Below are 14,539 nucleotides of genomic sequence, written 5' to 3'. Positions count from 1 at the left end.
GCCGGCTCATCGCGGTTCGCCCACGTTCCCGGCCAGCCACATGACCGGCTCCAGCACGTTGATCGGGGCGACGTCGCCGCGGATCCGGAACCGGTCCTCGCCGCTCAGCCCGTCGCCGCCGTCGGACCGCTCGGCGATGTTCAGGTAGTCCTCCGGCTGGAACCGGTTCTCCAGCGGGTCGCGGTAGAAGCCGATCGCGGACGTCACGAAGTACCGGGTGCGGGCCTCGCCGAAATGCGACCGGATGCCTCTGAGCAGCGAGTTCACCGGGTCGTGCGCGTGCGTCCCCCGGTAGAGGTCCTGGAAGAACTCCAGCGCCCGCGTCTCGTCCACCCGCGGCATCCCGAAGATGCTCGCGGGCGGCGTCACGTAGCCGAGCCGCACGGCCCGCTCGTACACCTCGGGATGGTCGAACTTGGTGATGCAGACGGCCAGGTGGTGCGGGAGCTTGTGGTCGACGCCGCTGGTCCCGGCCAGCTCGGAGATCTGCAGCACCGTGCGCTGGAAGAACGCGTAGGCGTCGTTCATCTCCCGCTCGCGGGTCGGGTCGAACAGGAACAGCAGCCCGTCGCAGCCCGCCAGGTGCCGGACGAGCCGCTCCTCCGCGTCGCCGCCGCCCCCTCCGGACCCGCCGTCGCCGGTCCCGGAGGAGCTGCTGAACCGCAGCCCGGACGACGGCTCGGGCGCGGCCCGGTCCTCCGGGCGGCTGCTGAACATGCCGCCGGGGGCGTCCATCATGTCCAGCATCACCGTGTACGGGACGGGGCGGCGCCGCTTGAAGCGCAGCTTCCCGACGTTCTGCCGCACCTTCCGGATGTGCGTGCCGTGCAGCTGCCAGGCCAGATTCGGGGGCAGCTCCCGGGTCGCCGGGACGAACCGCCGCTCGATCTTCAGCTGCCGGGTGGTGTCGGCGAGGAACTCGGTGGACGCGCGGTTGCAGCCGACGAGCCGGACGTCGTGCCCGCCCTCCTCGGCGGCGATCCGCAGCGCCGCGAGGAAGGTGGTCTTCCCGCAGGTCGGCGCGCCCCACAGGCCGATGCGGCGGGGCTGCTCGGGCGCGGGCGGCGGCGGCCCGGCCGGCTCCGCGGGGCCGGTTTCGTCGGGCCGTGCCTGCTCGGACCGTGCTTGCTCGGACCGGGCTTCCTCGGGCGGCGTGGGTGCGGTCATGGCGGGCCTTTCACGGGGTCGCGCGTGCGGTGTCGATGCGGTGCGGTGGGGTGTCGGGGCGGGGCGGGGCGGTGTCAGGGGACGAGGGGGAACGGCAGCGGCGGGGCGTCGTCGCCGGGCAGGACGCCGAGGATCTTGGCGAGCGCGGCGGCGTCCACGGAGTCGAGGCCGGCGCGGTGCGCGGCGCCGAGCACCTCCCACTCGGGGGCGTCCGCGTCCCGGTGCGGGCCGTCCCGCCGCAGCGCGCCGCGTGCGCCGCGCGGGGCGGGCGCGTCGGTCACCGCGACGAGCCGCACCCCGGAAGCCTCCATCCGGGTCGCCGCGTGCCGCCAGCTCAGCCGCCGCGGGCACGGCTCGACGGGCCTGATCACGTCGCCGTGCCCGCTGCCCGGATGCGGCGGGCGGCCCGCGACGGTCAGCAGGACCCGCGCGCGGCCGTCCGGAGGGCCGTGCAGCAGCGCGGCGGCCCGGTCGAGGGAGTCCTCCAGCGGCGCCGCGCGCGGCCCGAACGGGCCGGACGGCGCGGACGGCAGGTCCGCGAGGGTGCGGGCGGCGTCGTCGGGCGGCTGCAGCGGGCCGCCGAACACCACGTCCCGGTCCTTGTGCTTGGGCTCGATCGGGTGGTCCAGATGCCCGACGACGGCGACGCGGGCGGCGCCGCCGAGCTCGTCGCCGAGCAGTTCGAGCAGGTCGGTGACCAGGTCGCGGCGGCGCCGGGCGGTCTCGGGGCGGCCGCCGAGCTCCAGCACGCAGACCAGATCGGTGGTGAACGCCGTGGCCGGCAGCCGCGCCGGGACGCGGCGCAGCAGCTCGGGCCAGTCCGGCGCGTCGTCGCTCACGTCGCCGGGCTCCACGAACCGCACCCGGCCCGGGCCGTCGAGCGCCACCCGCACCATGCCGGACGCGCCCCTCGGCATCCGCGCCGTGACGATCCGGATCGGCTCGGGCGGGTCGTCCCAGGTGACGATGGCCAGTGCCGTCTCCTGGTCGGGGGCGCCCGGCACGCGGCGCACCCGCACCTCGGTCTCGTCGCCGGCGCGCGCCCCGGCCGGGAACAGCGGCAGCCGGACGACCTCGGCGGACCCGTCGGCGGCCCGCGCCCGCAGCGCCGCCAGCCCGTACGGGCGGGCGATCGGCCGTTCCGCGACGAGCCGGCCGAGCAGGGCCGCCGCGTCGGCGTCCCCGGCGTCCGGCCCCGCCGCGATCCGGACGTCCGGCAGCAGGTAGGTGAACGCGCGGACGACCGCGTCCGGGAACGGCATGCCGGGCATCGCCGACATCACCGCGGTGTCGACGGACGTGCAGTACCGCCGCACGAGGTCGCCGGCCGCGCCGCCGATCGTCGCGTCCGCCCACGCCGGGTCGATGCCGGACGGGCCGCCCGCGAGCTGGAACCGGCGCAGCGCCGCGTCCTGCGCCAGGCCGGGCAGCAGCACCGGCCACGGCACCGATGCCAGCTCCCGGAAGCCGAGCGGGCCCGCCGCCGGGACGCCGCCCGTCACGAACAGCCGGACCCCGGCGTCCTCCACGGCGACGACGACGAGCGCGCGGTGCGGGCCGAGCGCGTCCAGCACCGCGGCCAGCGGCGGGCGCGCCGCCTCCCGGCCCGCCGCGACCGCGCGCCGCGCCGCCTGCCACTGCGCCTCGCTCGGTCGGCCCCGCAGGTGCGCGGCGTAGGGCAGCCAGTCGTTCCCGGCGCGCGCCGCCGCCCGCAGGTCGAACTCCAGCCGCGCCGCCGCCAGCGCGGCCTCGGCGGCGGCCCGGTCGGCGCGGCCCGGACGCCACGGGCCGGCGAGGACCCACCCGCACGCCGCGCACCGGACGTCCTCCCGCGTCGCCGCCGCGTTCACGGCGGCCCAGCCGCCCGCCGGGTCGATCGGCACCGCGCACAGCGGGCAGCGGGCGTCAGCCGAGCTCATCGGGCACATCCTCCGGCAGCAGCAGGTTCAGCATCCGCGCGTCGGCGTCCGGGCGGTCCACCACCCGTTCGGCGAGCCGCTCCTCCATCCGCTCCAGCAGCCGGCGGACGGTCCGGCCGTTGCCGAACCCGGGCCGCCGCGCCGCGTCCGCGAGCCACGCCCGCGCCGCCGGGAGCGTCACCGGGTCCAGCTCGTAGGCCTGCCGCTCCGCCATCGACCGCAGGATCTCCAGCAGGTCGCCGACCTCGTAGGCGGGGAACTCGACCGTCTCGGTGAACCGGGATCCGAGCCCGTCGTTGGCGGCCAGGAACCGGCGCATCGGCTCCGGGTAGCCCGCCGCGATCACCGCGAGGCGGCCGCGGTGCCGCTCCATCTCCTCGACGAGCGTGTCGATCGCCTCCCGGCCGAAGTCGTTGTCGCCGCCGGAGGTCAGCGCGTACGCCTCGTCGATGAACAGCACCCCGCCGAGCGCCCGCTCCACGGCCTTGCGGGTCAGCGGCGCGGTCTGCCCGACGTAGGACGCCACCAGCCGCGACCGGCCCGTCTCCACGACGTGCCCGCGCTCCAGCAGCCCCATGTCCTTGAAGATCCGGCCGAAGTGCCGCGCCACCGTCGTCTTCCCGGTGCCGGGCGGGCCCGTGAACAGCAGGTTCGGCGCGACGACCTCGCCGCGGCCGCGCAGCCGGCGCAGCCGCAGCCGCTTCACCAGCACGTCCGCGCTCCGCTTCACCTGCGCCAGCCCGATCATCGCGTCCAGCTCGCCGAGCAGCTCCGCGGTGTCCCGCGGCGCGGGACGCGCGTCGCGGCGCAGCCGTTCGGGCAGGTCGCGCGGCTCCAACGGCCGGTCGCGGTCGTCCTTCACGCGCCGCGCCCAGCGGGCGGCCGTCTCCTGCGTCACGTCCCGGACGGCGCGCGCGTTGCCGAACCCCCGGTCCCGCGTGCGGTGCAGCTCCGCGATCGCCTCGCCGAGCGCCGCCTCGAACCCCTCGCCCCACGCCATCCCCATCGGCCGCAGCCGCCGCGCCGCGATCTCCACCAGCTCCGCGGGCCCGTAGTCGGGGAACTCGATGACGTTCTCGTGCGGGAACCGGCTGCGCAGCCCCGGGTTGCTGTCCAGGAACTCCCGCATCTCGTCGGGGTAGCCCGCGACGATCACCACCAGCTCGGCGCGGTCGTCCTCCATCCGGGCGAGCAGCTCGGTGATCGCCTGCCTGCCGAACCCGTCCGCCTGGTCGCTCAGCTCGTACGCCTCGTCGATGAACAGCACCCCGCCGAGCGCCCCGTCGATCACCTCGCGGGTCCTGATCGCCGTCTGCCCGACGAACCCCGCCACCAGGTCGCTCGCCCGCACCGACCGGACCCGGCCGTGCCGCAGGATGCCGAGCTCCCGGTACAGGTCGCCGACGATCCGTGCGACCGTCGTCTTGCCCGTCCCCGGGTTGCCGGTGAAGACGAGGTGGTGCGACACCGGCTCCGCGCCCGCCGGCGGCCGGTACCGCAGGCCCTCCAGGTGCCGCTTCACCGGCTCCAGCCCGACCAGCTCGTCCAGCCGGCGCATCACGTCGCCGTCCGCGACCGTCCCGGCGATCCACCCGTACCGGTGCAGCTCCTCCTGCCCGAGCGGCGTCCCCTCCGCCGCCATCCGCCGGCCGAGCCGCCGCTCCCAGGTCTCCAGCGGGACGTCCTGCGCCGCCATCGCCCGGACCGTTCCCTCGAGCCTCGTCCAGTCCGCCACCTGGAGGTCCCGCTGGATCCGCAGCCGGTGGACGAGGCGGGCCAGCTCCGCCTCGCCGGGCGGGCGCAGCAGGCCGGGACGCGCCGGGCGCCGCTCCTCGGCCTGCACCACCTGCACCAGCCCCGGCAGGTCGCGGCTGCCCTCGGCGAACGCGCGGACCTCCGCCAGCGACGCCCCGCCGAACACCAGCACGCAGATGTTGCGGCTCCCCGGGCGGAACTCCAGCCACCGCTCCAGCGCCGCGGCGAACGGCGCCCGCGCCTCCTGCCAGCGCTCCAGCACCTCCAGCTGCTCGACCACGACGGCCGTCGGCGTCGACTCGTCCAGCATCAGGCTCCGCAGCATCCGCACCGCGAACGCCCCGGACATCGCCCGGCTCTCCGCCCTCGCCGGCGCGGCGGGCGGGCGGCGCAGGCGGCGGCGGCCGAGCGGGCCGCTGAACCCGGGGCGCATCACCGGCGCGGTTCCTCCGGGCCGGCCCTCCGGCCCGTCCTCCGCACCCGGGTCGGCGGGCAGGCGCCGCGACGCCGCGTCCCGGACGGTCAGCGTCGCGTCCAGTGAGAAGAACACGATGCGCTCGTAACCGGCGGCGTGCAGCGCCTCCCACACCGCGCTGCCGAGATCGTGCTGCCGGTAGAGGCCGTCCACGAACGCGTCCTTGACGCCCGGCCCGTACAGCGGCAGCACCGACTCGCCCTCGCGCGCCGCGTCGCGCAGCGCCCGCAGCCGCTCGGGCACCGCGTCGAAGGGGTCAGCGCTCATCGGCCCCTCGGGCGCGCACCTCGGCCTGCTTCACCACCGGACGCTCGGATGCCGCGCGTTCGGCGGCTGGACGCTCGTGCCCGGGATGCGGGCGCGACAGCGCGGCGAAGTCGCGCAGCGCCGGATCGGGCTCGGCGGTGTCCTCCGCCGGGTCGCCCGCGTGCAGGCCCTCCGCGCGCAGCGCCCGGCTCACCGCCATCGACCGCTCCCGCCGCGCCGCATCGTCCGGGTCGTCCTCGTACGACAGGATCCGCAGGGTGAAGCCGGACGTGTCGCCGTCGGGCGCCACCTCCACCACGACCTCGCCGCCGTCCGCGCGGTGCCGCAGCCGGCTGAAGAACGCGCGCCGCTCGTCCCCGGCCGCGTAGGTGTTGTCCGACCAGGCGAACCCCTGCCCCTCCAGCACCGCCACCACCTGCTCGGCGACGTTCACCCGCAGCTGCGACGCGACGATCCGCTCCGCGGCCCGCTCGACCAGCGCGTCCAGCCGTCCCTCGTACTCCGGCGCCGACTCGGTGATCAGCGCGCGCAGCTCGGCGGCGTCCAGCGGGCAGCCGGGATCGGCGACCAGCTCGACCCGCCGCGCCACCTCGCGGCGCAGCGCGGCCAGCCCGCCGTCCGTCCAGTGGTCGACGTCCAGGACGGTGCCCGGGTCCGCCTCCGCGACGGGACGCTCGGCGTTGTCCTCGATGGTCGCCGCGACCGTCCGCAGCGCCGCGAGCGCCTCCGCCCGGACCGCCTCCCACTCCAGCGCGAGCCGCTCCACGTCCGCGCGCAGCTCACTCAGATCGAGGTAGAGGTCCTGGACCTGGCTCAGCGAGTACCCGGCCGCGTGCGCCTCCAGGTTGCCCCGCGCGACGGTCAGCCGGGACGCCAGCCGGTCGAGCCGGCCGGGGGCGAACCGGTCGTGCGGCAGCGTGTCGCGGATCGCGTCGTGCATCGTCCGCGCGTCCTCGAACAGCCGCCGCGCCGTGGCCGCCGCCGCGTCGCTCTCCCCGCGCAGCTCGCCGACCCGCGCGTCCACCGCCGCCAGCCCGGCGCGCCGCTCCGCCCGCTCCCGGGCGATCTCCGCGGCGAACCGCTCGCCCTGCTCCGCCAGCCGCTCGCGGCCTTCGGCCAGCTGCCTGCCGTGCTCGCGCAGCCGCCGGCCGGTCTCGTCCTCCAGCTTCCTGGCCTGCTCGCTCAGCCCGGCGAGCGCGCGGTCCGTGCCGTCCTGCCGGGCCGCCGTCTCGCGCCGCACCCGCTCCACGTCCTCGCGCGCGGCCCGCTCCACCTGCCGCAGCAGGCGCGGCATGTCCCGCCGCACCTTCGCCAGGTCGCGGGCGGACGCCTGCGCGTCCCGCCACGCCGCCGCGTCCACGGAGATCACCTTCGCGCCGCTCATCGGGGCTCCTCCTCGCTCGTGGTGAAGGCGTCGGCCAGGGCACGGGGCGGCACGCCGACCAGCAGCGCCTCCCCGCCGCGGACCCGCACCTCCGCGCGGCGCGGGCCGTCCGCCAGCTCGCCGGCCGCCCCCGCCAGCCGGCCGGTCAGGTGGTGCACGCGCTGGTTGGCGCTGCCGCGCAGCCCCCGGCCGTCGTTGCGGGACCGCACGTACCGGCCGTCGATCAGCACGTCCAGCTCGGCGAGCAGCGCCGCCGCGTCCGGCCGTCCCGCCAGCTCCTCGCGGCGGAACCCGGTGAAGCAGATGACCGACAGCTCGCGCGCGGCCCGCGCCGCCCGCACCATCGCCGCGAGCCCGTCCGCCTGCGTCATCGGCTCCCCGCCGGACAGCGTGAGGCCGGTGACGTCCGGATCGGCGAGCAGCTCGCCGGCCAGCTCGTCCGGCGCCACCGCGCGGGCCTGCCGGAACGGGATCCAGTCCGGCGCGATGCAGCCCCGGCAGCGGAACGGGCAGCCCTGCACCCACACCACCGAACGCAGCCCCGGCCCGAGCGCCCGCGTGCCCACGCACGTCTCCGCGACGTTGATCACCGGCGCCGGTCCTGCCACCAGTTGGTCAGCGGCCCGAAGAGCTGGTCGCGCCGCGACCGGCGCGTGGTGCCGCGCAGATGCCCCTCGTAGCCGGACGGCTCGAACCGCGGCGCCTCCGGCGGCGTGTTCCCCGGCCGTCCGCCCGCATTCGGCCCGGCACCGTAGGGAGCGGCGCCACCGAAAGCACCGCCTCCGTTGGGGGTGCCGCCGTACGGTGCCGCGCCACCGTCCACATTGCCGCCGTACGGCGCCGCGCCGCCTGCCCCGGAACCGTACGACCCGCCGCTGCCGAACGTTGCCGCGCTGCCGAAGGGCGCCGCGCCGCCGCTTGCGCCGGAGCCGTACGAACCGGCGTTCGGGGCGGCGTTGAACGGCGCCGGGTCGCCGCCGTACTGGGTGCCGGGGGTGCGGCCCGGCATGCCGTTCACCACGCGCACGTTCGAGCCCGCAGGGTTTGAGCCAGCAGGATACGAGCCAGCAGGATACGAGCCGGCAGGGTTCGAGCCGCTGCCCGGGAAGCCGCCGTTTCCGCCGGACGGCACCGGCGGATCGAACGCGAGGCCGCCGGGGTTCGCGGACGGCATGCGGCGGTCGTAGCCCGGCTCCGTCCGGACGTACCGGTCGAGGTCCGCGGGGATCCGCGCCATCTCCCGCCGCTTCCACTCCTCCAGCGCCGCCTCGCCGACCTCGCCTTCGGCCATCGCCGTCCGTTGCGCGAGGCTCTCCAGCACCGCGCGGCGCGCGTCGTAGACCAGGCCGGCGTATTTGACGTCGTCGGCCGCGCGGACCCGCGCCACGTCCGCGTCGCGCCGGGCGAGATGCGCGCCGGTCTCCCGGTTCTCCCGCTCGTGCGCCGCGACGAGATCGTCGTACACGGTCGGCGGGCCGAGGATCTGCATCGTCTTCACCAGCACCGGAAGCAGCTCGATCGCGATGAACATCAGCGTGACGAACAGGTGCGCGGAGCCGATCGTCCCGTTCTTCTGCGAGAGCCGGTTGAGGGCCTCCAGCCGCAGCGCCATCCCGTCGGAGGCGCGGGTGTCGGCCGCGTGCTGCGCCTGGAGCGCGGACTGCTGCTTCTTCAGCCGGCTCAGCTCCGCGGTCACGCCCTCGGCGCCGCCCTGCCCGTTCAGCTCGTTCCGCGCGTCCTGGACGCCCTTGGTCTTCAGCTGCGTCATGTAGTTCTTCAGCTGGGTGTCGGCGGTGTCGAAGTCGCGCTTGGTGTCGTTGTAGTCCTGGATGCGCTTGCGGGCCTCCGGGCCGAGGCCGGCGCGGCCCGTCCCGCACTGGCCGAGCTGCTCGCAGGTCAGCTTCTCGCGCCGCTGCTCCAGCTGCTTCTGCAGCTCGTCGCGCTTGTCCTGGAGCTGCTTGAGGGTGGGGTCGGCGTCCGGCGTCGCGGGCAGGCCGCCCGCGGTGACCTGCGCCTCCAGCTGCCGCTTGCGCTTCTCCAGCCAGTCGATGCGCTTGCCGACCTGGTCGCCCGCGGTCTGCGCCTGGTACCTCGACTCGGCCTCGGCGTGCAGGACGTTGACCTCCTGCGAGATCTCCGGCGCGAAGATCTGCAGCACGATCGGCATCGACAGCACGAACCCGAACAGCAGCGCGAGCAGCAGCCGGGGCAGCGCCAGGAAGATCACGCCCATCTTGCTGGCCGTCCGCGTCATCGAGGCGACCAGCCAGCGGTCCAGCGACAGGATGCCGAGGAACCAGCCCGCCGTCAGCAGCACGATCACCGGCCACGGCGCCTTCAGCGCGATGTGCAGCGCCGCCGCCATCGACACGCCGGCCAGCGCCGCGGTGAAGATCACCACGCTGCCGAGCCCCTGGAAGCGCGCCTTGTCGGTCGGGGTCTGCCGCAGGATGTCCCGGTTGGCGCCGGACGCCCACAGCAGCGGGGAGAACCGTTCCCCGCCGCGCCGCCGGCCGGGCTCGGGGGTCGGTGCGCTCGCTTCGGTCATGTGCTCGGCCCTCACTGGACGCTCGGTCGGGGGGACAGGGGGGAGCCGGTCGGCGGTGGGAGGGGAGGGGCGCCGGAGCGCGGCGCGCAGCCGTCCGGGCGCGCGGCGGCGCAGGACGCCCGCGCGCAACGGCTCGGCGCGCTCGTCGGCGTTCTCTACGGGACCGTCCGGCGCCCGCGCGTCCGCGCGGACGCGCGGTGGCAGCACCCTCGCGCCCGCTTGTTCCGGTATCGGCACGCCTCCATTGGGCACCCCCGGCAGCGGGACCCCTCCCGGCGGGCCGCCTCCGTCCGGTGCGCCGGGATCGCGCATGCCCCAGGACGGGGGGCGCGGGTGCCCGCCCGGCTCGTCCTCCAACGCCATTAGCACCTCCGCCGTGGCGTTCGGCCACCGGTCCGCCGGACATCGACCGGACGGCAGCGCGGGCCCGCGCTGCCACCGGCTTTCAGTTGTGACGCATCCCTTACCGAGAGGGTTCGTTAAATACTGGCAGTTAACTCACGAACCTTGTGAGTCTCCCGACACACACGGCGGAAGTGGCCGAATTCGGCCGCGCCTGACCGCTTCCGGAACCCGCCAGGGGTTGCGCTGCCCCGGGCATCGTGATCCGCCCACGATCGCTCACAGGTGGACGGGGAGGGTGGTGTGTCCTCTCAGGGTCAGGCGATCGCGGCGGGTCGGCGGGGCCGCCGGGGAAAGGGCGGGGTAGCGGGTCAGGAGGCGGGGGACGGCGATGGCGGCCTCCAGGCGGGCCAGGGCGTTGCCGAGGCAGATGTGCGGGCCGGCGCCGAAGCTCAGCGGCTTGATGTCGCGGCGGGACGGGTCGAAGCGGTCCGGGTCGGGATAGCGGGACGGGTCGCGGTTGGCGGCGCCTATGAGGAGGACGACCTGGCCGCCTTCCGGAATCGGGGTCCCGGCGATGGTGAGGTCTCCGGTGCGGGCCGTCCGGGTGGTCATTTGGACGGGGGAGTCGTAGCGGAGCACCTCTTCGACGAATTGCTCGGCCGGGAGTTCGCCGGAGCGCAGGGCGGACGCGACCTCGGGGTGGTCGAAGAGGACGGCGAGGCCGTTGCCGAGGAGGTTCGTGGTGGTCTCGAAGCCGGCGACGAGCAGCAGGACGAGGTTGGCGAGCAGTTCGTCGTCGGTGAGCCGGCCGCCGGTGGTGACCAGGGCGCTGACGAGGTCGTCGCGAGGGTGCGCGCGGCGGTCGCGGATGAGCGCGGTGAAGTACGCGCCGAGTTCGCGGGCGGCCGATTCGGCGGCGGCGGAACGGGACGTGAGGGCGGGCAGTTCCAGCGCTTCGGTGAGGTCGGTGGCGAGCGGGCGGAAACGGTGGCGGTCGGACGGGGGGACGCCGAGCATTTCGCCGATGACGGTGATGGGGAGCGGGAAGGCGAACCGGTCCATGAAGTCGACCGGATCGCCTTCGAGACCGTCGAGCAGCGATTCCACCGCGGTCTCGATCGCGGGCCTGAGGGCGGCGACGCGGCGGGGCGTGAAGACCTGGGACATCAGCGAGCGCATGCGTCCGTGGTCCGGTGGATTGGCCCAGAGGATCGACCTGCTCATTGAGGGGAGGTCCGGGTTCCGGGGTTCCGGTGAGCGGGCTGCCGGGCCGAAACCGGGATGGCGGAGCACCTGGTCGACGGCGGTGTAGCCGGGAACGAGGAACCAGCCGTCGTCCATGGCGGAGACCGGTCCGAGTTCGTGGGCTTCGGCGTAGAGGGGGAACGGGTCGGCGCGTCCGGCGGGGGAGGTGAGGGCCTCGACGAGGGACACGGCGCTTCTCGTCCAGGTGATGGTGAGTGCGTCGCGGCGGCCGATCGTCTGCAGGCGGGTGGTGATGGCGCCCTGGACTCGCCGGAGGCGGTCTTCGTCGTCGGCTTCGGCGTGCAGCGTCAGTTCGTCGCGGCTCGTGCGCAGGGTGCAGCGCCCCCAGGGCAATTCGATGGTGCCTTCCGTGTCCGACCATTCGGTGAGAGCGCCGTTGTGGTGCCGGATGCGGTCGGTGTGCTTGCGCAACTGGGTGAGGTAGCGGGTGGCGCGGGCGGTGCGGACGCTGGCTCGTGATGTCGGCATGAGACCTCTCCGGTGTTCGTGGTCAGGCGTCCCGGCGGGCGGTGAGGACGAATCCTGCGGCGATCGCGGCGGCGGCGTAGAGGCAGAACACGCCGAATCCCGTCCAGGGGCCGAGGGCGACGGCGTCGCGGTGCGCGGCGATGTAGATCTGGTCGCCCGACTGCATCGGGATGTAGGGGCCGGCGGTGTCCTTCCAGGTCCGCGGCAGCAGGTCCAGGAGCAGGGGAGGGACGAACAGCAGGCCGAACAGCGCGGCGATCGCGCCCGCCGAGGTGCGCAGGACGGCGCCGAGGCCGAAGCCGAGCAGGCCGAGCGCCGTCAGGTAGAGGCCGCCGCCCGCCACGGCGCGCGCGACGCCCGGGTCCGCCAGCGACGTCCCGGCCAGTGTGTGCGCGGGCAGCGCCGCCTGGAAGGCCAGGTAGGCGGCGAACGTCGACGCGGTGGAGGTGACCAGCGTGAACCCGGCGAGCACCAGCGCCTTCGCGGCGAGGACGGCGCGGCGGCGCGGGACGGCGGCGAGCGTCGTGCGGATCATGCCGCTGCCGTACTCGCCGGTGATCACGAGGGCGCCGAGCACGCCGAACGCGATCTGCGACAGGTGCAGCCCCGCCAGCGCGACCTGGACGGTGTCGACGCGCGCCCGCTCGCCGGAGCCCAGCCGGGGCGCCAGCACGGTCGCGGTCAGGACGGCGAAGCCGATGTTGGAGGCGAACGCGGCCAGCAGCACCCAGAGGGTGGAGCGGACGGTGCGCAGCTTGCACCACTCGGCGCGCACGGCGTTCGAGAAGCCCGCGCTGCCGGTGGAACCCGAGAGGGCGGTCATGACGCGGCCGCCTCCGACCGGTACTCGGCGGCGTCGCGGGTCAGTTCCATATAGCGCTCCTCCAGCGACGTCCGCTGCGGCGACAGTTCCAGTAGGCCGAGGCCGCGGCTGCGGGCGAGGTCGCCGATCTCGCCGGCGGTGGCGCCGGTGACGCGGAGCGCGCCGTCGGTGCCGCGGGCCACGGCCGCGCCGCGCGCGGCGAGCAGCCCGGACAGCTCGTCGGGCTCGGCGCAGCGGACCCGGACGTGGTCCTCGGCGAGCAGGTCGCCGATGCCGGTCTCGGCGATCAGCCGGCCGCGGCCGATGATGACGAGCCGGTCGGCGGTCAGCGCCATCTCGCTCATCAGGTGGCTGGACAGGAACACGGTGCGGCCCTGCCCGGCCAGCGACCGCAGCAGCGTCCGGATCCAGGCGACGCCGTCGGGGTCGAGGCCGTTGACGGGCTCGTCGAACATGAGCACCGGCGGGTCGCCCAGCAGCGCGGCGGCGATGCCGAGCCGCTGCGCCATGCCGAGCGAAAACCCGCCGACGTGCTGCCGGGCCGCCGAGGCGAGGCCGACCCGCCGGAGCACCTCGTCCACCCGGGAGCGCGGGATGCCGTTGCTCAGCGCGAGCCACCGCAGGTGGTCGCGCGCGGACCGTCCGCCCGCGACGGCTCTGGCGTCCAGCAGCGCCCCGACCTCCAGCAGCGGACGGCGGTGGCCGGCGTACGGGCGGCCGTTGACGGTGACGGTGCCCGCGGTGGGCGCGTCCAGCCCGAGGATCATCCGCATGGTCGTGGACTTGCCGGCGCCGTTCGGGCCGAGGAAGCCGGTGACGGAGCCGGGCGGGGCGGTGAACGACAGGCCGTCCACCGCCGTGACGGCCCCGTAGCGCTTGACGAGCCCGTCGGCCTCGATCATCCGTGCCCGCCCATCTCGATGACGCCGGTCAGGTGCAGCACGACGACCAGGGTTACCACGGCCGCGGCGGCGGCGATGGCGAGCAGCCTGCGGCGGCGGGGCCGGCCGGCGATCGCGGGGCCGCCGCCGTGCTCGGTGTCGGGATGCGAGGGCAGATCGGGCATGGCGCGTCTCCTTCGAAGCAGTTTTGCGAGACATACTGTCATTAGAGCGACATAGTGTCCACATGGCGACCAGCGCGTACGCATCCGGTTGCGGCGCGGGAGGTCCGGGCGTCCAATGAAGGGGTGACCAGGTTTCTGCGGATCGAGGACGACGCCATCGGCGCACGCACCGGCTTGACAATGAGTGAGCGCTCACTCAAGCTGGGACTGAGCACTCACTCAGTCATGGAGGCACCGATGTATCCCGAGCTCAACGGCAAGGTCGTCGTCATCACCGGCGGATCGCGCGGCATCGGCGCGGACACCGCCCGCGCGTTCGCCGCCGAGGGCGCCAGGGTCGCGGTGCTCGGACGCGACCGGGACGCCCTCGACCGGGTCGCCAAGGAGACCGGCGGCATCGGCGTGGTCGCCGACGTGACGGACTTCGCCGCGATCGAGGAGGCGCGCCGCCGCGTCGAGGCCGAACTCGGGCCCGCGGCCGTGCTCTGCGCCTTCGCCGGCGGCGGCATCGCCCGCCCCGGGCCGACGGCCGCGATGACGGAGGAGGAGTGGCACTCGGTCGTGGACGGGAACCTGACCGCGACGTTCCTGACGCTGAAGAGCTTCCTGCCGGGGATGCAGGAGCGGGGGGCCGGCTCGATCGTCACGATGTCGTCCTCGGCCGGGCGGCTGCCGTCCAACCTGCCGGGCGGCGGCGGGCGGGACATGGGCAATCCGTGGGGCGCGCCGGTCGCCTACGCGGCGGCGAAGGCGGGGATCCAGGCGTTGACCAGGCACGTCGCCGCCGAGGTCGGCGAGCACGGGGTGCGGGTGAACTGCGTCGCGCCCGCCACGATCCGCACCGAGCGGACCGGCCGGTACATGCCGCAGGACGTGCAGGACCGCGTCGCCGCCGCCCACCCGCTCGGCCGCATCGGCGAGACGCGCGACGTCGCGGGCGCCGCGCTGTTCCTCGCGTCCGGGCAGTCGTCCTGGCTCACCGGCCTGACGGTCGACATCGCCGGCGGCAAGGTCATGCTGTGAAACGCGCGCCGGGCGAGGGCGCCGTGCGGGACG

General features: G+C 75.3%; 11 protein-coding genes. 1 reads left to right on the top strand and 10 read right to left on the bottom strand.

Annotated features, from left to right (window positions below):
• Positions 1 to 6: 6 nt before the first annotated feature.
• From ACA514_RS36545 to ACA514_RS36500, 10 genes are all read right to left on the bottom strand, one after another.
• Positions 7 to 1,167, bottom strand: a complete 1,161-nt coding sequence (locus tag ACA514_RS36545; RefSeq protein ID WP_375045856.1) for a hypothetical protein — start codon at positions 1,165 to 1,167, stop codon at positions 7 to 9.
• Positions 1,168 to 1,241: 74 nt separating this feature from the next.
• Positions 1,242 to 3,086 (bottom strand): hypothetical protein, encoded by a 1,845-nt coding sequence (locus tag ACA514_RS36540; RefSeq protein ID WP_375045855.1) that lies wholly within the window; start codon positions 3,084 to 3,086, stop codon positions 1,242 to 1,244.
• Entirely contained in the window at positions 3,073 to 5,583 is a 2,511-nt protein-coding gene (locus ACA514_RS36535; protein ID WP_375045854.1) for an AAA family ATPase, read from the bottom strand. The genes ACA514_RS36540 and ACA514_RS36535 overlap by 14 nt, the downstream gene beginning before the upstream one ends.
• On the bottom strand, positions 5,573 to 6,967 hold the full coding sequence (locus ACA514_RS36530) for a hypothetical protein (RefSeq protein ID WP_375045853.1): 1,395 nt from the start codon (positions 6,965 to 6,967) through the stop codon (positions 5,573 to 5,575). Before ACA514_RS36530 ends, ACA514_RS36535 begins: the two co-directional genes overlap by 11 nt.
• The gene (locus tag ACA514_RS36525) at positions 6,964 to 7,557 is read right to left on the bottom strand and encodes a 4Fe-4S single cluster domain-containing protein (protein ID WP_375045852.1); all 594 of its coding nucleotides are present in this window, start codon (positions 7,555 to 7,557) and stop codon (positions 6,964 to 6,966) included. Before ACA514_RS36525 ends, ACA514_RS36530 begins: the two co-directional genes overlap by 4 nt.
• The gene (locus tag ACA514_RS36520; RefSeq protein WP_375045851.1) at positions 7,554 to 9,752 is read right to left on the bottom strand and encodes a DUF4407 domain-containing protein; all 2,199 of its coding nucleotides are present in this window, start codon (positions 9,750 to 9,752) and stop codon (positions 7,554 to 7,556) included. The genes ACA514_RS36525 and ACA514_RS36520 overlap by 4 nt, the downstream gene beginning before the upstream one ends.
• 384 nt (positions 9,753 to 10,136) lie before the next feature.
• Positions 10,137 to 11,594, bottom strand: coding sequence for a cytochrome P450 (locus tag ACA514_RS36515; RefSeq protein ID WP_375045850.1), 1,458 nt, complete (start codon positions 11,592 to 11,594; stop codon positions 10,137 to 10,139).
• A 22-nt stretch (positions 11,595 to 11,616) separates the two neighbouring features.
• Positions 11,617 to 12,417, bottom strand: a complete 801-nt coding sequence (locus ACA514_RS36510; RefSeq protein WP_375045849.1) for an ABC transporter permease — start codon at positions 12,415 to 12,417, stop codon at positions 11,617 to 11,619.
• On the bottom strand, positions 12,414 to 13,319 hold the full coding sequence (locus ACA514_RS36505) for an ATP-binding cassette domain-containing protein (protein WP_375045848.1): 906 nt from the start codon (positions 13,317 to 13,319) through the stop codon (positions 12,414 to 12,416). The genes ACA514_RS36510 and ACA514_RS36505 overlap by 4 nt, the downstream gene beginning before the upstream one ends.
• Positions 13,316 to 13,483, bottom strand: a complete 168-nt coding sequence (locus tag ACA514_RS36500) for a hypothetical protein (RefSeq protein WP_375045847.1) — start codon at positions 13,481 to 13,483, stop codon at positions 13,316 to 13,318. Before ACA514_RS36500 ends, ACA514_RS36505 begins: the two co-directional genes overlap by 4 nt.
• 237 nt (positions 13,484 to 13,720) lie before the next feature.
• Here ACA514_RS36500 and ACA514_RS36495 point away from each other — a divergent pair, with 237 nt between their 5' ends.
• On the top strand, positions 13,721 to 14,506 hold the full coding sequence (locus ACA514_RS36495; protein WP_375045846.1) for an SDR family NAD(P)-dependent oxidoreductase: 786 nt from the start codon (positions 13,721 to 13,723) through the stop codon (positions 14,504 to 14,506).
• Positions 14,507 to 14,539: the final 33 nt, after the last annotated feature.

Origin of the sequence: Actinomadura sp. NTSP31, assembly GCF_041951385.1 — a bacterium.
GTDB lineage: Bacteria > Actinomycetota > Actinomycetes > Streptosporangiales > Streptosporangiaceae > Spirillospora > Spirillospora napierensis.
Note: the sequence above shows the minus strand (reverse complement) of the source record. Positions and strands in the feature narration are given on the sequence as shown.